Source organism: Cryobacterium flavum (assembly GCF_900103805.1).
Lineage (GTDB): Bacteria > Actinomycetota > Actinomycetes > Actinomycetales > Microbacteriaceae > Cryobacterium > Cryobacterium flavum.
In genome coordinates this window covers 341,779-361,957 of sequence record NZ_FNIB01000003.1, presented here as the reverse complement: position 1 = coordinate 361,957, position 20,179 = coordinate 341,779, and the positions used below count along the sequence as shown (strand labels likewise).

Sequence of the window (20,179 nt, the reverse complement as noted above, 5' to 3'; positions counted from 1 at the left end):
AGGCCGGAATCGACACTCCTGCTCAAGAAAAATTAGGCGCGGTTGGCTCGCTCGACGACCTGGCCGAAGCCGTCGCTGTAGCGGTAGACCGGGGTGCCGGCAATGAGCACGAGTTCGGCGCGCGAACCGAGGTCGAGCGGGTCGCCCGACCAGATCACGACGTCGGCGTCGAGGCCGACGCTGAGGGAGCCGACCCGGCTGTCGAGCCCGAGGATGACGGCCGGGTTGACGGTGAGAGCCTCGAGCGCGGTCTGCACCGGCAGTCCCTCCTTCACTGCGAGGGACGCCTGGTGCACGAGAAAGTTCACCGGAACGACGGGGTGGTCGGTCGTGATGGCGACGAGCACGCCGGCGGCGGCGAGCACGGCGAGGTTGCCGATCGCCCTGTCGCGGAGTTCCACCTTGGTACGCGCGGTGAGCATGGGTCCGAAGATGACCGGAATCTTCTTCTCGGCCAGCACGTCGGCGATCTTGTGGCCCTCGGTGCCGTGATTGATCACGAGGCGGTAGCCGAATTCTTCGGCCAAACGGATGGCCGTGACAATGTCGTCGTGGCGGTGCACGTGCTGGTCCCAGGCCAGTTCGCCGGAGAGCACCCGGGCGAGGGCCTCCTTGCCGAGGTCGCGGGTGAAGGTGTCGCCCTTCTCGGCGGCGGCATCGCGCGCCGTCACATAGTTCTGGGCGTCGACGAAGGCCTGCCGAATGATCAGGCTCACGCCGAGGCGGGTGCTCGGGGTCTGCTTCTTGTCGCCGTAGACCCGCTTCGGGTTCTCGCCGAGGGCGCTCTTGATGCTTACCGAGTCGCTGATCACCTGCTCGTCAATGGTGCGACCGCCCCAGCTCTTGATCGCGACCGACTGGCCGCCGATCGGGTTGCCGGAGCCGGGCTTGACGACGACCGTGGTGACTCCGCCGGAGAGTGCGTCACGAAAACCTTCGTCGTCAATGTTGATGGCGTCGATGGCGCGAACCGCGGCCATATTCGGGCCGGTCATCTCGTTGGTGTCATCGCCGGCCCATCCATTTGCCTCTTCGTGGATACCAACGTGCCCATGCGCTTCGATGAAGCCGGGAAGCACCCATTTGCCGGTCGCGTCGATGATTCGCGCGGCGGGCGGAACGGTCAGGTCGGCGCCGATCGCGGTGATCTTGCCGTTCTCAATCAGCACCGTGCCGTTCGGGATGGGGTCGCCGACAACCGGTACGACGTGGGCGTTGATGATGGCGGTCAGGGTGGACGCGGGAGTAATAGTCATGGTTCTACCCTAAACATGGTGCTCGGAAGCCCGGGGGCCCGATAGAGGATCGCCAGGCGTCCTGCGGCCCGGCGGTGCGCAGCCGACTGTGGCCGCGGCTGACTAGGCTCACGCTATGGAGATTCCCGAGGCCCGCGTGCCGGTTCTGCTCGTGCACGGCATTCGCGCGTCGGCCACGATGTGGCGTTTTCAGGAGCACAAGCTGCGGGCAGCCGGGTATCCGGTGCTGGCGATCGATTTGCCCGGTCACGGGCAGCGCATGAATGAGCCCTTCACAGTGTCGGCCGCGCTCGCCGCCATCGACGCCGGGGTGGAGGCGCTCGGTGGCCGGGTGCTGCTCGTGGGACTGTCGCTCGGCGGTTATTACGCCGTGGCTTACGCTGCCCGACACCCCGACCGCGTGGCCGGACTCGTCGCCGCCGGTTGCAGCGCCGTTCCGAAAGGCCCGCTGCTTGAGGGGTATCGACTGCTGGCCCGTTCAATTCATCGCCTGCCCGATCGAGGGCTGTGGCTGCACGAAACCATGGCGCGCCGGCTTCTGCCCGCGGCGGGCGCGCGCGATGTACTCGCCGGCGGAGCGGCGCTCGACGTAATGGATGCCGGGCTGCGCGCGACCTCGACGCTGACTCCTCTGACGAGCCTGGCGGCGTATCCGGGCCCGATCTGGCTGGTCAACGGTGCCCTCGATCATTTTCGGCTGAACGAACGGCGCTTTCTCGCGGCCTGCCGAAACGGGGAGGTCGTTGTGGTGCCGGGGGCGACGCACCTGTCGAGCCTGGCCCAGCCGGAGCGGTTCACGGCGATCCTGCTGCGGGTCGCCGAGCAAGTGTGGCGGGCGGACTGAGGCTGCGGCATCCGCTCGCAGTGGTGGACGTGGGGCGGGCCGACCTGCGACTATCGAGTGATGGACATCCGCTATCCCCGACCACTCGTTGCCGGCGACCTGATCGGAGTTACGGCGCCGTCGAGCGGTGTCCCCGAACGGCTTCGGGCGCGGCTGGACTTCGCGATTCAGGGGTTGAAGGACCAGGGATTCCAGGTTGATGTCGGTGAGTGTCTGGACGGCGCGACCCATATCAGCGCGCCGGTGGAGCAGCGCGCCGCCGAGTTCATGCGGATGCTCCTCGACCCACGAGTGCGCGCTATCGTGCCGCCCTGGGGCGGCGAGACGGCGATCGATCTCATCGCGCACCTGGATTTCGATGCCATCGCCGCCGCTGATCCAACCTGGATCGTCGGCTATTCGGACATCTCCACGCTGCTCACGCCGATCACGCTCCTCACCGGAATGGCCACCATGCACGGCAGCAACCTCATGGATACGCCCTATGCGACACCGGCGTCCCTGGTGCACTGGCTCGAGATCGCACGACAGCCCGTTGGCGCGTCCTTTCACCAGTCGTCGCCGAATGTACACCGCCTGAACGACCGGGATGATTGGTCTGCCGACCCTGACGTCACCGAGCAGGCCTGGAACGGCCGCGGCCGGTGGGCGCGCCTCGACGCTGGCACCGGCCCCGTCGATGTAACCGGGCGATTGATCGGCGGCTGCATCGAAACGATGGCCAACCTCGCCGGAACGCGCTACGCCGACATGTCCCCCTTGCGCGGAGAAACGGATATCGCCACCCTCGTCTACATCGAGGCCGCCGGTGACGAGGCGACCGCCATCTGCCGATACCTGCACGGGATGCGACTGGCCGGCTTCTTCGACGGAGCGGCCGCCGTGCTCGTGGGCCGGACCGGAGCGAAGGACTCCCCCACGCTGACGCAGTTGGAGGCCGTGCTGGACGCCCTGGGTACGCTCGGTCTTCCCATCATCGGAAACGTCGAATGCGGGCACGTCCCGCCGCAATTGCCCATCGTCAACGGAGCACTTGGCCGGCTAGTCTTCACGGAGACTGAGCAGTTTCTGCAGCAGTCCCTGCGGTAGCGCGGCATCGGCATGGGTGCGCCCGATACGGGCAGTCGCTACGGTAAGCCGGCGTAGCGCGCACCCATATCGGGGGCGGTCATCCGCTCACGAGGTATTCGCGCGCGGAGGCGCAGTCGGTTTGGGGGTCGGGACGATTGCTGGTAGCGTTAGCGGTTGGCTTGCGTGTTGGGTCCCACCCCGCACGATTTTCGCCGTTCGAGCGCCCTCTACCGCTTTCGCGGCTGTCCATACAAAATCTAACGAAAGCGTAAAAACGTGGCAAATATCAAGTCGCAGATCAAGCGAATTGGCACCAACAAGAAGGCCCAGGAGCGCAACAAGGCCGTTAAGAGCGAGTTCAAGTCCGCGATTCGCGCGACTCGCACCGCGATTGCCGCTGGCGACAAGGATAAGGCCGTCGTCGGTCTCGCCTTTGCTTCCAAGAAGCTCGACAAGGCCGTCAGCAAGGGTGTCATCCACCAGAACCAGGCTGCGAACAAGAAGTCGGCCATCGCGAAGGCCGTTTCCGCACTCGTCTGATCCGTTCTGGCTCCACCCGCACGTCGGCAACCGCGTCGGCTCGCACAGAGCGGATGCCGCCCCTCGTCGCACAGAAAACCCCCGCCATCATGGCGGGGGTTTTCTGCACTCAGCCGAGCCCGGCCGGTTCAACCCGCACCCGAACGAACCCGACCGGTGACCGCTGTGCGCTCGTGCGACACACCCCGAATGATCCTGCTGGCGGCGAGCGGGATGGTGCGAGCGACCCCACTAGACTGACGCGGTGAAGAGCACCCCACCGGCCAGTTTGATCCCCGATAGCAGCGGCCCCCATCGACGCGCACACGCTCGGTTTCTGGCCGCGCTGTTTTGCGCCGCCGCCCTCGCCGTTGCCGTGTGGCTGGCACTCAACACGGGCGAAGATGTTTCCGGCGCTACTCGCACCCAGCTGTTCCTCGCACTGGCCTCGATCGCGCTTCTACTTATTGGAATCACGTTCTACCTTGCGGCATCGATTGCCACTGCCCGCTCGATCAGCTCGGATTTGGAAGTCGACCGGGCAGCGCGAACGATTCGACGCATTCGCTCGCTGTCGGGGTTCGGTGCCGTGTTCGCTATCGCTGCCGTGATGGCGATTGCCGGACTCGGGGCGCTGCGCATTCTGGCACCCCCGGCCGAACGACCAGTCTCGGTGCAGTTCTCCGAGGTCACCGGCCGGGTGCAGCTGGAGTACTGCCCGAGCCTGCCGTCCTCGTTCGAGGCCCTGGCCAAACCGACCGATCTGGCCAGTTCGTCAACCCTGCTGCCGGTGTGGGTTGCCAGCCGGGTCTGTGGCAACCCGAGCTTTCAGCACGGAGTCTGGCTCTACCTGAACCGCTCCACCATCACGGTCGCGGACGCCGACGACCGCTGAGGGAAAAGAACCGGATTACTCCTCGCCGCGACGGGCGATGACGCCGATCAGGCGTTCGAGGGCGAAGACCGGGTCGCGCCCGGCACCCTTCACCGCGGCATCCGTTTCGGCCAGCATGAGGATGCAGCGCGCCAGACCCTCATCGCTCCAGCCGCGCAGGTCTTTTTGCGCGCGTTCCACCTGCCACGGAGCGAGGCCGAACTGAGCGCCGAGCTGCGCCGACCCGCCCCTGGCGCCGAATACCTTGGCCATGGTGCGGATCTTCATGGCGAACGCCGCGACGATCGGTACCGGATCCGCCCCGGAACTCAGCGCGTGCCGCAGGGTGACCAGCGCCTCACCGTTGCGACCGGCAATGGCCCAGTCGGCGACCTTGAAGGCGTTCGTTTCTACCCGACCGCCGTAGTACCGGTCGACCGTGGTCTCGGTGACCTCGCTGGTCGCATCCGAAATGAGCTGCTGGCAGGCGGCCGAGAGTTCGGCCAAGTCGTCGGAGAAGGCCGCGACGAGCTGACGCAGGGCGCTGGCCGTGACGCGCTTGCCCGCCGCCTTGAACTCGTTGGTCGCGAATTCGTACTTCTCGGTGTCTTTCTTCAGCTCGGTGCAGACGATTTCGATGGCACCGCCGAGTCCGCTGCGAATGGTATCGAGCAGCTTCTTGCCGCGCACTCCCCCACCGTGCCGCAGCACGACATAGGTGTCGTCGGCCGGGTTCTCGAGGTAGTCGAGCGCTTCAGCCATAAAAGTGTCGCTGCACTTCTCGACGTTGCTGACCCGAATCAGGCGGGGCTCACCGAACAGCGACGGGCTCGCCAGGGTGAGCAGCTCACCGGGCGCATAGCTGTCGGCCTGCACATCGCTGATTTCCAGGCTGGGGTCTTCCAGCTTGAGAAAGTCGCGCAGCTGGCGGATGGATCGCTCGGCGAGGAACGTTTCGGTGCCGGAGACGAGCACGATCGGTGCCGGACGCACCTGATGCCAGCCCAACTGGGGAATGACGGTGCCCTTATTGGGGCGGGCCGGGGCAGCCTTTCCGGACCGGGAACCGGTCGTGGCGGGTCGTGCGGCCAAAGCGATCTCCTTGGGTTTCGTGCGGCTGTCGACCAAGCCTATCCCGCACCACCGACGCTCTCGGCAGCCGGCGTGGGGTTCGCCGGCGGACCATGGTCGGCGACCTTCTCGGTCCAGAGCACGAGCGTGCCGCCCGGCCCCGGAGCGACCACCGCTATCCCCTCCCGATCGGTGCGCACCGACAGCGTGCCCACCGAAGCGAGAATATTCAGCAGTTTCTCGGTCGGATGCCCATAGGTGTTCTTCACCCCCACCGAGATCAGCCCCACCCGCGCCCGCAGCTCCGCATACAGTTCGGGGCTTTGATCGGCCGAGCCGTGATGCGCGACCTTCACCACATCGACCCGGCCGGGCGATGATGCGCGACGCAGGCCATCCTGCGCCTCCTGCCCGAGATCGCCGAGAAAGATAGAACGGATGCCCCGCCCGTCGAACATGATCGTGACACTTCCCGGGTTGCCCACCTGCATCGTCGTCGCTCCCCGAATAGGCCAGAGAATGTTCCAGGTGAGGCTGCCCAGGTTACCGGAATCGCCGCGCGCGGCCTGCCGAACGGCGGCACCGCCCGCGGCGAGCCGCTCGTGCAGGCTTACGTCCTGGGCATTCTCCGGCACGCCGACCAGCGCGGTGTCCACCCGTCCGATCACGGCGTCGACTCCGCCGATGTGATCGAGGTCGTAGTGAGTGAGCACGAGTAGGTTGATGCGACTGATGCCGAGGGTGCCGAGGCAGGCGGAAAGTAGTTTAGGGTCCGGCCCGACGTCGACGAGTCCGTACTGATCGCCGTCCCGCACGACGACGGCGTCACCCTGGCCGATGTCGCAGGCGGCGATCTGCCAGTCGGGCGGGAAGGAGACGACACGGCCGATGCCGGTTCCGATGAGCGACCCGGCGTAACCGCCCAGGCCGATGAGTAGCACGACCAGTACCGCGGCCGGCCAGCGGGCCGGAGTGGCGGCCCGGCCACGCAGCACGACCACGAGGGTGAGCACCGTGACGACCGCGAGCAACAGCACGCCGGGTGCACCGCCGGGCCAGGGCAGCCGGGTGCCGGGCAGCATCGACACCGTCTGGGCGACCGCGGCGATCCAGGCCGACGGCAGCCAGGCCACGGCGAGCAGGCCCGCGGCAACGCCCGGCAGGAGCGGCAACATCAGGCAGGCGATCAGCCCGACCACCGTCGCAATCGGCGCGGCCGGACCGGCGAGAATGTTCGCAGGAACTCCGTACAGCGGCAGGCTCGGGTTCAGCAGAATCAGCACGGGCTGGCAGGCCAGTTGGGCGGCCAGGGGAATCGCGATGATCGCGGCGAGTGCAGACGGCATCCACTGGGCCAGAACGCGTGCGAGGGGACCGGCGAGGAGTAACAGCCCGGCCGTTGCGAGTACCGAGAGTGCGAAACCGTAGTTGCGGGCCAGCCACGGATCGCTCACCAACAGGGCGATGACAACGACGAGCAAGGTCGGCAGGCCGCGCCCTGGGCGACCGGCACCGATCGAGACCAGGGTGAGAGTGGCCATGACCGCCGAGCGCAGCACGCTCGGCTCCGGTGTGACCAGGATGGTGAAACCGAGCAGGGTCAGCAGCGACAATGCGATGCGCCAGGAACGACGCAGCCGGAGGTAGCCACCGAGCAGCATGATGGAGGCGATGACGATGGCACAATTAGCTCCGGATACCGCGGTGAGGTGGCTGAGTGAGCTGGTTTTCATCGCGGTATCCAGGCCGGGGCTGACCGCGCTCGTGTCACCGATAGCCAGGCCGGGCAGCAGGTTTCCCCCGTCGCCGGCGAGGCTCGTCGCCGCTGTCTTGAACCGGGCCCGCAACTCGTTGGCCCACTGCAACCACCACGGCGGCGGGGCGACACCGCGCGCCGTTTCGTTCACAAACAGCAGGGCGACCGTGGCATCGCCCGGTTCGGTCGTGCGCAGCGTGCCGCGCACCACGAGGCTCGAACCGATCTCTGGTTCAGCCCCGCTCCGGGACGCTTCGGCAAAGACCACGACCGGGCTCGAGACGGGCGTGGTCTCGCCCCGGCTCTCAAGCTGCGTGAGCGTGGCCTTAAAGCGTACCCGCCCCGAAGTTCCGCTGCCGATGAACGCCTTGGCCGCCACCGGAACTGACCACACGGTGATGGTGGCCGTGATCGTCGCGTGCGATTCGGCAGCGCCCCGCACCTCGGATGGCAGTCGCACCGGTGCCCAGACACCGACGGCGGTGGCCACGAGCGCGGCGCCGGTACAGCAGAGCACCAGGGTGCCACCGAGGGTCTGCCACCGCCCGGCCCGCGGCGCCCCCGGCCATTGGCCGCGCCGCGGCATCCGACTGAGGACGAGTAGGGCGGTGCAGCCGCCGGCGAGCAGCCAGAGCGTCACAGCAACGACCCCGACCGCCTCGGGAGTTCCAATCAGGAGGCCGGCCGTCAGCCATACGGCGAGGGCCGGAACCGCCAGCCGCAGGTCGAGGCTCATACCGTGATGAGGTCTTTGAGAGCCTCGAAGGTTTTGTCACCAATCCCGGTGACGTCGCGGAGCCCATCGACGCTGGCGAACCGGCCGTTCTTGGTGCGGTAGTCGATGATGCGCTGCGCCATAGTAGGGCCGATGCGGGGCAGGGAATCCAAGTCGGCCACCGTGGCCGTGTTGAGGTTCACCTTGGCCGCTGGGGCACCACCCCCGCCGCCTCCTCCGGTCCCGCCTGCCGCCGGGAGCGCCGGTGGCACCTCGCCCTGCCGGGGAACGTAGAACTGTTCGCCATCACCGACGATGCGGGCCAGGTTCACTCCGGCCGGATCGGCCTCGGCGGTCAAACCGCCGGCAGCGGCAATCGCATCCATCACCCGGGCACCATCGTGCAGCTGGAACAGTCCGGGCTGGGCCACTGCTCCGAGGACGTGCACGAAAATGATGGCGCCGCCCCCGCCAGCGCCCGCGCCGGTATCGGTAGGTGCCGGACTCGCACCCGCGTCGAACGGCGCAAAGGTTGAGGTCGAACCCGACGGAATCGATACCGATCCCGTACCGACCGTGCGCTGACCGGCCTGCTGGCCGATGGCCGACACGATGACGGCCACGACGAGGGCGAGCAGCAGCAACACAACGGCCGCACCGACGCCGACCCGAAGGCGGGGGCGCCCGCGGGCAGCGGGGGCGAGGCGCTCCAGGTCGAAGGGGGAACGGTCGGGCTGCATGATGGCAGGCTAGGCCGCGCGCAGAATCCACTTGCCGCCGGTCACCCGATCTGTGCACAGCCCGGCCAAGGGCAGCCCTGTGGAGAAGGCCCTGACCGGTCAGGCCGGATCGACCGGGGCCGGTATGTCGCTGACCGCTACGGGCGAGTGACGAACGAGACGAGCTTCGGCACGCGCACGATCACCTTGATGATCTCGCGATCACCGATCGATCGGATGACCGCGGCCGCGTCCCGCGCCATTTTCTCGAGGTCTTCGCTGGAGATTTTCGGCGAGACTTCGAGAAGGGTGCGCATCTTGCCGTCCACCTGAACGACCGCCGTCACCGACTCCTGCACGAGCAGGGTCTGTTCGGCCTTGCGCCACGGCACGAGGGCGATGCACGGCTCGTAGCCGAGGTGAGCCCACATGTCCTCAGCTGTGTAGGGGGCGAACAGGTTCAGCGCCATGGCGGTGGCCTCGGCGGCTTCGCGCACGGCGGCATCCGCCGGCCCGGCGCCGGTGTCGATGACCTTGCGGGTGGCGTTGACCAGTTCCATCAGTCGAGCGACGACCACGTTGAACTTGAACGATTCGACCAGGCCAGGCGCATCGGAGAGGAAGCGGTGGGTGACGCGGCGCAGGGTGAGGTCGCCCGTCTTCCATTCCACGTCGGGGGCACTGGTGACGTCGCGGGCAACGCGCCAGGCGCGGGCCAGAAACTTGGCCGAGCCGACCGGGGACACGTCGGACCAGTCGATATCGTCTTCCGGCGGGCCGGCGAAGGCCATCGTCAGGCGAACGGCGTCGACGCCGTGGCGTTCGATTTCCTCGGTGAAGTAGACCAGGTTGCCCTTACTCTTACTCATCTTGGCGCCGTCGAGAATGACCATGCCCTGGTTGAGCAGCGCGGTAAACGGCTCGGTGAAGCTCACATAGCCCTCATCAAACAGAAACTTTGTGATGAAGCGCGCGTATAGCAGATGCAAAATGGCGTGCTCGACCCCGCCGACATACTGGTCGACCGGCGCCCACTTCTCGGCCTCCTTCGGGTCGAAGGCCTTGGTGTCGTCCTGCGGGTTCAGGAACCGGAGGAAGTACCAGGAGCTGTCGACGAAGGTGTCCAGGGTGTCGGCATCGCGGCGGGCTGGCGTGCCGTCGATCGGGTTGGGCACATTGACCCAGTCGGTCGCTCCGCCGAGCGGTGAGGTGCCCCGCGGCTTCAGGTCGAGGCCCTCAGCGGGCGGCAGCAGCACCGGCAGCTGGTCTTCGGGCACCGGGATCTCGGTGCCGTCGGCGCCATGGATGATCGGGATCGGAGCGCCCCAGTAGCGCTGGCGGGAGACCAGCCAGTCGCGCAGACGATAGTTTTTGGCCGCGCGGCCCAAGCCGTCGGCGGCGAGCTGCTCGACGATGCGCTTGATCGCGGTGATCTTGCTCAGGCCGTTGAGCGGGCCCGAGTTGATCAGCCGGCCTTCACCGGCCAAGGCGATGCCGGTGCTGAGCGGGTCGAGCGAGGGCAGCTCCTCGGTGCCGTCGATCATGCCCTGGGTGATCACCGGGATCATGCCGGTGGCCGGAGAATTGGTGTCGACGACGACCCGCACGGGCAGGTCGAACGCGCGGGCGAAGTCGAGGTCGCGCTGGTCGTGCGCCGGCACGGCCATGATCGCCCCGGTGCCGTAATCGGCCAGCACGTAGTCGGCCGCCCAGATGGGCAGGCGTTCGCCGTTGACCGGGTTGGTCGCGTAGCGGCCGAGGAACACGCCGGTCTTGGGCCGGTCGGTGGCCTGACGTTCGATCTCGGTACTGCGCTGCACCTGCACGAGGTACTCCTGGAAGCCTTCCTGCACCGCAGGTGAGGAGTCGGCCACCAGTTCGGCGGCGAGATCCGAATCGGGGGCGACGACCATGAAAGTCGCGCCGAACAGCGTATCGGGCCTGGTCGTGAACACGGTGACGCGCTCGGTGCGGCCCTCGATCGCAAAGTCGACATCCGCTCCGATGGAGCGGCCGATCCAGTTGCGCTGCATGTTGAGCACCTTGGCCGGCCAGGTGCCCTCGAGCTGGTTGAGGTCATCCAACAGGCGGTCGGCGTAGTCGGTGATCTTGAAGTACCACTGGGTGAGCTTCTTCTTGACCACGACGGCGCCACTGCGGTCGCTCGTGCCGTCGGCCAGCACCTGCTCGTTGGCGAGCACGGTCTGGTCGATCGGGTCCCAGTTGACCCAGCTGTCCTTGCGGTAGGCCAGGCCCTTCTTGTAGAGCTGCAGGAACAGCCACTGGGTCCACTTGTAGTACTCGGGGTCGCTCGTGTGCAGTTCGCGATCCCAGTCGAAGCTGGTCGCGTAGAGCTTCATGCTCTTCTTCTGCTGCGCGATGTTGTCGTAGGTCCAGCCGCGCGGGTCGATGCCGCGCTTGATGGCGGCGTTCTCGGCGGGTAGCCCGAAGGAGTCCCAGCCGATCGGGTGCAGCACGTTGAAGCCCTGGTGGCGCCAGTAGCGGGCGACGACGTCTCCGAGCGCGTAGACCTCGGCGTGGCCCATGTGCAGGTCGCCCGAGGGGTACGGGAACATGTCGAGCACGAATTTGCGCGGACGGGTGTCACCCTCGCCGCTCGTCTTGAACGGGGCCAACTCTTCCCAGATGGGTTGCCACTTCGCCTGGATCGCCGCGAAGTCGTACACTTCTTCGCTGCTCTCATCGCGCGCGTCAATGCGTAGGCTTTCGTGCTCGTGTGCCACGTGACTCTCATTCATTGCAGGGGTTGAACATGATCGATGCGGGAGCATTCGCTCGGGCGCACGCGCGACGAAGCGCACGTGTACAAGGTCTAGATTACTAGGGCCAGGCGACACCGAGGCTCGCAAGCAGGGCGGCCGCCTTGATTCGGGTCTCCTCGATCTCGTCGGCGGCGTTGGAGAGGGCCGTGATTCCGCCGCCCGTGCCGATGCTGGCCCAGCACGAATCGAGCACGATACTGCGGATGACGATGGCCAGGTCGGCGACGCCGCCGTGCCCGACATAGCCGAACGCCCCGGAGTAGACGCCCCGCGGCCCGGTCTCCAGCGAGTCCAGAATGGTCATCGCGCTCCGCTTCGGTGCGCCCGTCATGGACCCGGCCGGAAAGCACGCTTGGATGGCGTCGACCACCGTGACGCCCGGTGACAGAAGCGCTTCGATGGTGCTGACCAGCTGGTGCACGTGTGGGTAGCTCTCCACCGCGAGCAGGCTGGACACCGCCACGGTGCCGAGCTCGGCGATGCGTCCGAGGTCGTTGCGCATGAGATCGACGATCATCAGGTTCTCGGCACGTTCCTTGTCGCTCTGGGCAAGTTCGACTTTCAGCCGCTCGTCCTCGTCGGGCTCCTTCGAGCGCGGCCTCGTGCCCTTGATCGGCTTGGTACGCACGCGTCGATCCCGGCCCACGTGCAAAAACTGCTCCGGACTCGCGCTGAGCAGCGCCAGGTCACCGAAGCGCAGCACGCCGCCGTGGTGGCTGGGGCTGCCGGCCCGCAGCACGTCGTAGGTCTCGATCGGGTGCCACTGGCCCGGCACCCGAATCTCATTGGTCAGGCACAACTGGTATGCGTCGCCATCGTGGATGGCCGACAAACAGGTCTCGATCAGCGCGGCATACTCGGTTTCGTCGTGCCTCCAGTGCGGTGAAGCGGCGGATGCCCGGGGTACGGCCGCGCGGGCCGCCGCCGGCCCGCGCGGGCTCGCCGCCAGTGCTGCGGCGGTCTGGTCGAACCACTCGGTCACGACCGAGTTGGGATCGGCCGAACTCGAATCATCCGCGCCCCGGCTCGCCACAAGCGTCACGGTGCGGGAGTCGTGGTCGAACCGGATCATCCGGTCGACCTCCAGCAGGGCAGCATCCGGGTAGCGCGATTCGTGCACGGGCGTGCCGACAGTGTGCGCGCCGAGTTCGTAGCCGAGCCAGCCGACCCAGCCGAGGTCGAACCCCTCGATCCCAGAGAGGCTCGACGTTTCATCATCGGCCAGGTCGCGGCGGAGGAACTCGAAAACGGTCTCGTGTGTGACGACCGGCGGCGCAGCATCCGCTGGAAAGACGGACGTGACCGTTCCCTCGATCACCGACGCGATCACGAACCGGGAGCGGGGCGAGGCTGCGCCGAGGTAGCTGACACCGGTGCGAGCGCCCGGGCCGGCATCGAGCCAGAACGCGTAGGGAGCGTCGGAATAGAGGGCCGCAAAAGCCGTCGCGGGGTCCGTCCAGCTGCTTAGGAGTCTGCTCTGCACGGGGCCGGTCACCAGAACAGCCTAGCTTTGCGCGGTGCCCGTACCCGAAGGCGGCCAGCGCGACTTGTTGAATCGCGCCGAGCACGTAGGCTGGGCGAAATGAATGACATCCTCACGTGGATCCTCGACACCGTCTCCGGCGTCGACCCGGTCATTCGAACGCTTCTGGCCTTTTTGGGCATGCTCCTGGAGACTTCGGTGCTGGTGGGACTTGTCGTTCCCGGCGACACGATCGTCATTGTGGCCAGCACGGCGGTCGACGGCCCGGTCGAGTTCATCACGCTTGTAGCGGCCGTGATCGTCGGCGCCCTGGCCGGGGAAAGCATCGGCTTTGCCCTCGGACATCACTTCGGACCGTTCATTCGCGGCAGCAGACTCGGCCGACGTATCGGCGAACCTAACTGGATTCGCGCCGAGAATTACCTCGACCGGCGCGGCGGTGTCGCCGTGTTCATCTCCCGATTTCTTCCGGTGCTGCACTCACTGATTCCGGTTACCGTCGGCGCGAGCCGCATGCGCTACCGAACCTTCATGGCCTGGACCGTGCCGGCCTGCGTCATCTGGTCCCTCGCCTATGTCAGCGTGGGGTCGGCGGCGGCCGGCGGTTACCGCGAGCTGAGCGGCCGGCTGCACTTCGCCGGCTACCTGTTCGTCGGCGTGATCGCGCTGTTCGTCCTGGCGGTGTTCCTGATCAAGAAGTGGCTGCACCGACGCGAACAGCGCCACATGGACTGACGTCTTATCGGCCCGGCAGGGTCACCCGCGCTGTTACGAGCTCGTCCGGTACGGGGGTGTGCGAAATGAGCAGCACGGCACGGTGCGCGTCGGCGGCGGCCGTCAGAATGTCGCGCACGAGGGCATCCGCCCCCGCACTGTCGACGTTGGCCGTGGGCTCGTCGACGATAAGCACCGGAAAATCGGCCAGCAGGGCCCGGGCGAGGGCGATGCGCTGGGCCTGTCCACCGGAGACGAGCGCGCCGCGCTCGCCCACCCGGGCCTCGAGTCCGCCGCGCTGGGCAGCCCACACGGCCAGGCCGACGCGGGCGAGCACAGCCTCGAGTTCGGCGTCAGTGGCCGTGTCGCGGGCGAACAGCAAATTCTGACGGATGCTGTCGTCAAACAACCAGGGTCGCTGCTCGCACAGTCCGACCACGCGTCGCACCTCATCCTGGGCCAGCAGGCGCGCCTCGACCCCGTTCAGCCGGTAGGAACCGGTGTAATTCAGAAAGCGCACGAGCGTCTGGGCGAGAGTCGTCTTGCCGGCGCCGCTTGGGCCGGCAAGGTGCACGCGGTCCCCCGGCGCGAGTCGCAGGCTCACGCCGGCCACAGCAGCGTCGACCTGGCCGGGCCAGCGCGCGCCTAGATCGGTCAGTTCCAGTACGACCGGGCCGAGGGCCTGGTCGGGAGAAAAAAGCTCCTGCGGGTTCACCACGTCGACGGGAATTTCGGCGGGCACAGCCTGCGGAACGACGTCGGCGACGCGACGCGCGCTGACCCGGACCTGACGCCAGGCCCCGGCCGCGAGGGGAATCATGCCGAACACCTCGAACACGGCCATCGGCACGAGCACGGCGACGACGAGGGTGGGCACGAGCAGGTCCGGGCTGAGCAGCCCACCCCCGCGCTCGAGCGCTGGGATCCCGAAGTAGAGCGCGCCGAGCGTTGCTGCTCCGGCGAACAGGGCCACGACGGCGGACTGCACGCCCACCCCGGCCGACCGGCGCAGCGTGGCGCGCCGCAGGCGCTCATCGGTGCGTGCGAGCTGCGCCAGGCGCGGGCTGAGGGCGTCGAAGGCGGTGAGCACATCGAGGTTCAGGGCGATTTCGAGCACTTCGTCGGCGAGGGCACCGCGGAGCGGGGCGAGCTCGCGGTCGGCCCGAGCGGCCAGACTGCGAGGCAGCACGGTTCCGAGCACCCCGGCCAGGAGCAGGCAGACGAGCAGGGTGAGGCCGGCCAGCGGAAGGATCAGCCAGATGCCGATCACGCTGAGCGCCGCGGTGACGCCGGCCACCAGCAGGGGCTGTAGGACGCGCAGTGGGAGGTCCTGCAGGTCGTCGACGTCACGCACCAGGCGGGTCAGCAGGTCGCCGCGACCGGTGCTCGCCAAGCCCGCCGGTGCTACCGGAACGATGCGGCGAAAGATGCCCAGCCGCAGTTCGGCCAGCTGCCGGAAGGCAGCATCGTGGCTGGTCAGGCGTTCCAGGTAGCGCAGCACGGAGCGAAAGATGGCGAATGCGCGCACGCCCACGACGGCCAGGCCGAGAAACGCCAGCGAGGGCATCTCGGCCGCGCGGGTGATCAGCCAGGCTGAGCAGGCGAGCAGCGCCACGGCCATGACGGCGCTCCCGATGCCGGCCAGCAGCCCGGGGGCAAACCAGCGCGGGCGCGGCTGGGCGAGGCGCAGCACGTCGCGGGAAGCCGTGGTGACGTCAGACATGGATGAGCTCCTGCAATTCGATCACGTGGTCTGCGGCAGCGACGACGGCCGGCCGGTGACTGACGACGATCACGACGCGTCCCTGGTCGGCGAGGTGGCGGAGGCCGGCCAGCAGTCCGGCTTCGGCGTCGGAGTCGAGCGCTGAGCTCGGTTCGTCGAGAATCAGCACGTGGCACTCGGTCGCCAGCGCACGGTAGATGGCGCGGGCCGCTCCGACGCGTTGCGCCTGGCCGCCGGAGAGCCCGTCGCCGTTCACCCCGAGAACGTTGCTGGGCAACACCTCGGCGGCTCCCGCCCAGTCGAGGGCCTGCACGATCAGGCCGGGTTCAGCGGATGCCGCCCCCAGCGCCACATTCTCGGCCACCGTTCCGCGGAACAGGCCCGGTCGCTGGCCGGCCCAGGCCAGCCAGGGGCGCGGCGCGCCGGCCGTGACGGCAACGCCGCCGAGCGTGAGGGCGCCGGTGTACGGCACGAAGCCGAGCAGGGCGGCTACGAGGGTCGACTTGCCGACCCCGCTGACTCCGCGCAGCACGCTCAGCTGGCCGGGGGCAAAATCCGCGTGCAACTGGTGGATCACCACGGAGTCGCCCCGCCGAACGGTGACACCCGCCAGACGAAGGGCGCCGGCTGCCTGCCCGAGTTGACCAGCGTGGGGTGCTGCGAGACCGGCGCCGGCCGCGGCATCCGCTGTGGAGACAGTCGCGACCGTCGCGATGGAGTCATCGTCGAGAATGGTGAACAGCTCTTCGGCGGCCGCGAGCCCGTCGGCGGCAGCGTGAAACTGTGCGCCCACCTGGCGCAGCGGCAGAAACGCCTCCGGGGCGAGGAGCAGAACGAACAGACCGACGCCGAGCAGCAGGGCACCGTCGATGAGCCGCAGGCCGATCGACACGGCGAGGAGGGCGACCGAGAGGCTCGCGGCGAGTTCGAGCACGAAGCCGCTGAGGAACGAGACGCGCAGCACCTTCATGGTGCGGGTGCGATATTCCTCGGTAATGGAACGGATCCGGTCGAACTGGCGTCGTTCCCGACCGTAGATCTTGAGGGTGCCGAGGCCCCCGACCACGTCCAGAAATCCGGTGGAGAGGCGCTGCAGCGCCTGCCATTGTTCCTGCTGCACCGACTGGGTGACCTTGCCGATGAGAATCATGAAGACGGGAATCAGCGGAATCACGATGATGACCGTGAGGCCGCTCGCGAGGTCTTGCCAGAGGACGACCGCGATCAGGATCGGTGTGGCGATCATGGTCAGCAACAGTTGCGGCAGGTAGCGGGCGAAGTAGTTGTCGAGGGCGTCGAGACCGGTCGTGACGACGGTCGACAGGCGAGCGCTCTGCTGGGAGGCGACCCAGTCGGGGCCGCGTTCGGCAAGCTTGGTCATGACGCGGGCCCGCAGTTGGCTCTTGACCTGGGCGGCACCGCGGTTGGCCGCCACTTCGAGCAGCCAGATGAGCACCGAGCGCAGCACAACGACCCCGGCGAGGGCGGCCAGGGTCGGCATGATCGTGCTCAGGGGCTCCCCCGCGACCGTGAGCGTGATCGCCCGGGTCAGCAGCCAGGCGAACGCGATGACGACGAGGGTTTGCGCGAAGCCCAGCAGCGCGCCGATCAGAAGAAATTGGCGCGCTGCGTGGGCGTAACGAAGAAGGCGAGGATCGAGGGGGCGCACTGGCTCAGTCTGCCACAGCGCTAGTGTACGGCGACCTCAATCTGCGCCCGGCCGATGCGCTTGCGGAACACCCAGTAGGTCCAGCCCTGGTAGAGCAGGATGACGGGCATCCCGATCAGTGCGGTCCAGCTCATCACACCGAGCGTGTAGGTCGATGAGGAGGCGTTCGTGATGGTCAGGCTGTTCGCCGCGTCGTTGCTGGCCGGCATGACGTCGGGAAACAGCGAGGCGAACAGGGTGAGCACGGCGAGACCGATCGTGGCGGCCATCAGGCCGAACGCGAGCCGTTCGGCACCGCGCAGGTTGGCCAGGAAGGAGGCGATCAGCGCCACAGCGGCCAGAGCGGCGAAGATAGCGGATGCCACGGTGCCATATGCGAAGGTTGTCCAAACCAGGAAGCTGGCCGCGACCACTATCGTCACGATTCCGGCCTTGGTGGCGAGCTTTCGCGCCCGAACCCGAATGTCGCCCTCGGTCTTGAGCGAGACGAAGACGACCCCGTGCACGAAGAACAGCAGCAGCGTGGTGACGCCGCCGAGCAGGGCGTACGGGTTTAGCAGGTCGAAGAAGGTGCCGATGTAGTCGTGGTTGGCGTCGAGTTTGACGCCCCGCACGACGTTGGCGAAGGCGACACCCCAGAGCAGCGCCGGAACGGCCGAACCGACGATGATCATGCCGTCGAACCATTTCTTCCAGGTGGATTCGGGGCGCTGGTGGCGGTATTCAAACGACACACCGCGCAGAATCAGTGCAACGAGAATGAGCAGCAGAGCCAAGTAGAAGCCGCTGAACATGGTCGCGTACCACTCGGGGAACGCTGCGAAGAGTGAGGCGCCGGCGACGATGACCCAGGTTTCGTTGAGGTCCCAGACCGGGCCGATGGTGTTGATGAGAACGCGGCGATCGGTGTCGTCCTTGCCGAGAAATGGCAGGGACATTCCGACCCCGAAGTCGAAGCCATCGAGCACGAAGTACCCGATGAACAACGCAGCGATGATCCAGAACCAGAGAATTGTGAGATCCATTGTGTATTCCTGTTAGTAGACCGTGGCAGCGTGCGTGACTGCGCCGGATTCGGCGTCGGGTACCGGTGCATCGTCCGGGCCTTTCTGAACGGCCTTGAGGATGAGTCGGAACTCGACTACCGCGAGAATTCCGTAGAGCAGGGTGAAGGCGATCAGCGAGATCAGAATCTCCACGCCGCTGACGCCGGGCGAGACGCCGTCTTCGGTTTTGAGCATTCCGAACACGAGCCAGGGTTGGCGACCCATTTCGGTGAACACCCAGCCGACGCTCATCGCGAGCAGGGAGAAAGGGAAGCTCCAGATCGCGACCTTCCATACCCAGGTGCGCTTCGGGCTGCGCCCCTTGCGGGTCAGCCACAGGCCGACGACGGCAACGAGCATGTGCGCGAGACCGAGGCCGATCATCCAGCGGAACGCCCAGTAGGTTATCCAGATGGTCGGGGTGTAGTCGCCGGGGCCGTACAGGGTGACGTACTGCGACTGCAGGTTGTTGATGCCCTCGACCGTGCCGTCAAAGGTGTGGGTCGATAGAAAGGAGAGCAGGTAGGGAACGCGCACGGAGAACAACTCGTGCACGCCGTCCGGCGTACCAAGGGTGAAGATGGAGAAGCTCGCGTTGGCACCGGTCGCCGTGTGGTACAGCGCTTCGGCAGCGGCCATCTTCATCGGCTGGGCCTCAACCATGGCCAGGCCCAGCTGGTCTCCGGCGAGTGTCGTGAGCACGCCGGCGATGACCATCATCCAGAGGCCGAACTTGAGCGCCGGACGCATGGTGTCGAGGTGTTGGTTGCGGTACAGGTGCCAGGCGGCTACCGAGATGATGAGTCCGGCCGAGACCATGAAGCAGGCGAAAATCGTGTGCGGGAAGGCGGCGAGGGCAATGGGGTTGGTGAGCAGTTCCCAGATGCTGGTGAGTTCGGCACGCCCCTTTTCCTCGTTGATCGTGTAGGCGATCGGGTTCTGCATGAAGGCATTCGCGGCGAGGATGAAGTAGGCCGACGCGATCGAACCGATCGCGGTGAGCCAGATCGTGGCGAGGTGAATCTTCTTGGGTAGTTTGTCCCAGCCGAAGATCCAGAGGCCGACGAACGTAGCTTCGAGGAAGAAGGCGACAATCCCCTCGAAGGCGAGCGGAGCGCCAAAGACGTCACCGACGAAACGCGAGTAGTCCGACCAGTTCATACCGAACTGAAATTCCTGCACGATGCCAGTCACGACGCCCATGGCGAAGTTGATCAGAAAGATCTTGCCGAAGAAATGCGTCAGCTGCAGATATTTAGCCTTGTCGGTACGCACCCAGGCCGTTTGAAAGATCGCGACCGTGAGGGCCAGACCGATCGTGAGCGGGACGAAAAGAAAGTGATACACGGTCGTGAGACCGAATTGCCACCGTGATAGGAGTAAAGGATCCAACCACTCGTTCATATGCCCTCCAGCATTATTGTGCAGCGTCCGTTTTTCTACGCTACGTAGAAGATTACTCTTCTACACTGTGTAGAAATCACAGTTTCGCGACGTAATATTAACCACATGGGAAATTTGGGTGTGCTCGAACGGTTAATGATGGATATCCTGTGGGACTCCACGGCACCGTTGACAGCGAACGAACTCAAGGATGCTCTGCTGCGGCCCGCAGTTTCAGCCACGCCGGGCAAGCCGCTGGCGACGACGACCGTTTTGACGGTGTTGTCCCGGCTGGAAACGAAGGCATTCGTCACGCGCGATCGCAGCGTGCGTCCGCACGCCTATTCCGCCGTGATGACCCGCGCCGAACACACCGCTGGCCTCATGCACGAGGTGCTCGGGCAGGTGCCCGATCGCCAGGCAGCCCTGGCCCGGTTCATCGGCTCCGTTTCGCCGCAGGAAGCTGAGACCCTGCGGCACCTCCTCGGCGTTGCGCCGTCCGACAATGCCTGACACTGCGTGCCTGACGCTGCGTCCCTGACCACCCGACCAC

16 protein-coding genes are annotated in these 20,179 nt (G+C 66.6%); 6 read left to right on the top strand and 10 right to left on the bottom strand.

Annotation, left to right across the window (positions count from 1 at the left end; all coding sequences use genetic code 11):
- Window positions 1-32: 32 nt before the first annotated feature.
- A complete protein-coding gene (locus BLS91_RS05970; protein WP_092339800.1) occupies window positions 33-1,256 on the bottom strand; it encodes an amidohydrolase in 1,224 nt (407 codons plus the stop codon).
- Window positions 1,257-1,371: 115 nt separating this feature from the next.
- On the opposite strand from BLS91_RS05970, the gene BLS91_RS05965 reads away from it, so the two are divergent.
- The 4 genes from BLS91_RS05965 (at window position 1,372) to BLS91_RS05950 (ending at window position 4,585) form a co-directional block, all read left to right on the top strand.
- Window positions 1,372-2,100: an alpha/beta fold hydrolase gene (locus BLS91_RS05965; RefSeq protein ID WP_092339799.1), complete on the top strand. Its 729-nt coding sequence runs from the start codon at window positions 1,372-1,374 to the stop codon at window positions 2,098-2,100.
- Between the two features lie 60 nt (window positions 2,101-2,160).
- The gene (locus BLS91_RS05960; protein WP_092339798.1) at window positions 2,161-3,189 is read left to right on the top strand and encodes a S66 family peptidase; all 1,029 of its coding nucleotides are present in this window, start codon (window positions 2,161-2,163) and stop codon (window positions 3,187-3,189) included.
- A 258-nt stretch (window positions 3,190-3,447) separates the two neighbouring features.
- The gene (gene rpsT, locus BLS91_RS05955; protein WP_092339797.1) at window positions 3,448-3,711 is read left to right on the top strand and encodes a 30S ribosomal protein S20; all 264 of its coding nucleotides are present in this window, start codon (window positions 3,448-3,450) and stop codon (window positions 3,709-3,711) included.
- A gap of 244 nt (window positions 3,712-3,955) precedes the next feature.
- Entirely contained in the window at window positions 3,956-4,585 is a 630-nt protein-coding gene (locus BLS91_RS05950; RefSeq protein WP_092339796.1) for a hypothetical protein, read from the top strand.
- A 15-nt stretch (window positions 4,586-4,600) separates the two neighbouring features.
- Here BLS91_RS05950 and holA read toward each other — a convergent pair whose 3' ends face one another.
- From holA to BLS91_RS05925, 5 genes are all read right to left on the bottom strand, one after another.
- Window positions 4,601-5,656: a DNA polymerase III subunit delta gene (holA, locus tag BLS91_RS05945; protein ID WP_134505348.1), complete on the bottom strand. Its 1,056-nt coding sequence runs from the start codon at window positions 5,654-5,656 to the stop codon at window positions 4,601-4,603.
- 38 nt (window positions 5,657-5,694) lie between these two features.
- Window positions 5,695-8,127: a ComEC/Rec2 family competence protein gene (locus BLS91_RS05940; protein ID WP_092339795.1), complete on the bottom strand. Its 2,433-nt coding sequence runs from the start codon at window positions 8,125-8,127 to the stop codon at window positions 5,695-5,697.
- Window positions 8,124-8,846: a helix-hairpin-helix domain-containing protein gene (locus BLS91_RS05935; RefSeq protein WP_092339794.1), complete on the bottom strand. Its 723-nt coding sequence runs from the start codon at window positions 8,844-8,846 to the stop codon at window positions 8,124-8,126. Before BLS91_RS05935 ends, BLS91_RS05940 begins: the two co-directional genes overlap by 4 nt.
- Window positions 8,847-8,983: 137 nt before the next feature.
- Window positions 8,984-11,569, bottom strand: coding sequence for a leucine--tRNA ligase (gene leuS, locus BLS91_RS05930; protein WP_369827367.1), 2,586 nt, complete (start codon window positions 11,567-11,569; stop codon window positions 8,984-8,986).
- A 97-nt stretch (window positions 11,570-11,666) separates the two neighbouring features.
- The gene (locus BLS91_RS05925; RefSeq protein WP_092339792.1) at window positions 11,667-13,103 is read right to left on the bottom strand and encodes an anthranilate synthase component I family protein; all 1,437 of its coding nucleotides are present in this window, start codon (window positions 13,101-13,103) and stop codon (window positions 11,667-11,669) included.
- An 87-nt stretch (window positions 13,104-13,190) separates the two neighbouring features.
- On the opposite strand from BLS91_RS05925, the gene BLS91_RS05920 reads away from it, so the two are divergent.
- A complete protein-coding gene (locus BLS91_RS05920) occupies window positions 13,191-13,826 on the top strand; it encodes a DedA family protein (RefSeq protein WP_092339791.1) in 636 nt (211 codons plus the stop codon).
- Between the two features lie 4 nt (window positions 13,827-13,830).
- On the opposite strand, the gene cydC is transcribed toward BLS91_RS05920, so the two are convergent.
- Genes cydC through BLS91_RS05900 form a run of 4 tightly spaced genes read right to left on the bottom strand, consistent with a single transcriptional unit; the run spans window position 13,831 to window position 19,647 of the window.
- On the bottom strand, window positions 13,831-15,528 hold the full coding sequence (gene cydC / locus BLS91_RS05915) for a thiol reductant ABC exporter subunit CydC (RefSeq protein ID WP_092339790.1): 1,698 nt from the start codon (window positions 15,526-15,528) through the stop codon (window positions 13,831-13,833).
- Complete coding sequence (gene cydD, locus BLS91_RS05910; protein WP_092339789.1) at window positions 15,521-17,197, bottom strand: thiol reductant ABC exporter subunit CydD; 1,677 nt, start codon at window positions 17,195-17,197, stop codon at window positions 15,521-15,523. Before cydD ends, cydC begins: the two co-directional genes overlap by 8 nt.
- 20 nt (window positions 17,198-17,217) lie before the next feature.
- A complete protein-coding gene (gene cydB / locus BLS91_RS05905; protein WP_092339788.1) occupies window positions 17,218-18,222 on the bottom strand; it encodes a cytochrome d ubiquinol oxidase subunit II in 1,005 nt (334 codons plus the stop codon).
- A 12-nt stretch (window positions 18,223-18,234) separates the two neighbouring features.
- The gene (locus BLS91_RS05900; protein WP_092339787.1) at window positions 18,235-19,647 is read right to left on the bottom strand and encodes a cytochrome ubiquinol oxidase subunit I; all 1,413 of its coding nucleotides are present in this window, start codon (window positions 19,645-19,647) and stop codon (window positions 18,235-18,237) included.
- A 105-nt stretch (window positions 19,648-19,752) separates the two neighbouring features.
- Between BLS91_RS05900 and BLS91_RS05895 the strand changes: the two genes are divergently transcribed.
- Window positions 19,753-20,139, top strand: a complete 387-nt coding sequence (locus BLS91_RS05895; RefSeq protein ID WP_092339786.1) for a BlaI/MecI/CopY family transcriptional regulator — start codon at window positions 19,753-19,755, stop codon at window positions 20,137-20,139.
- Window positions 20,140-20,179: the final 40 nt, after the last annotated feature.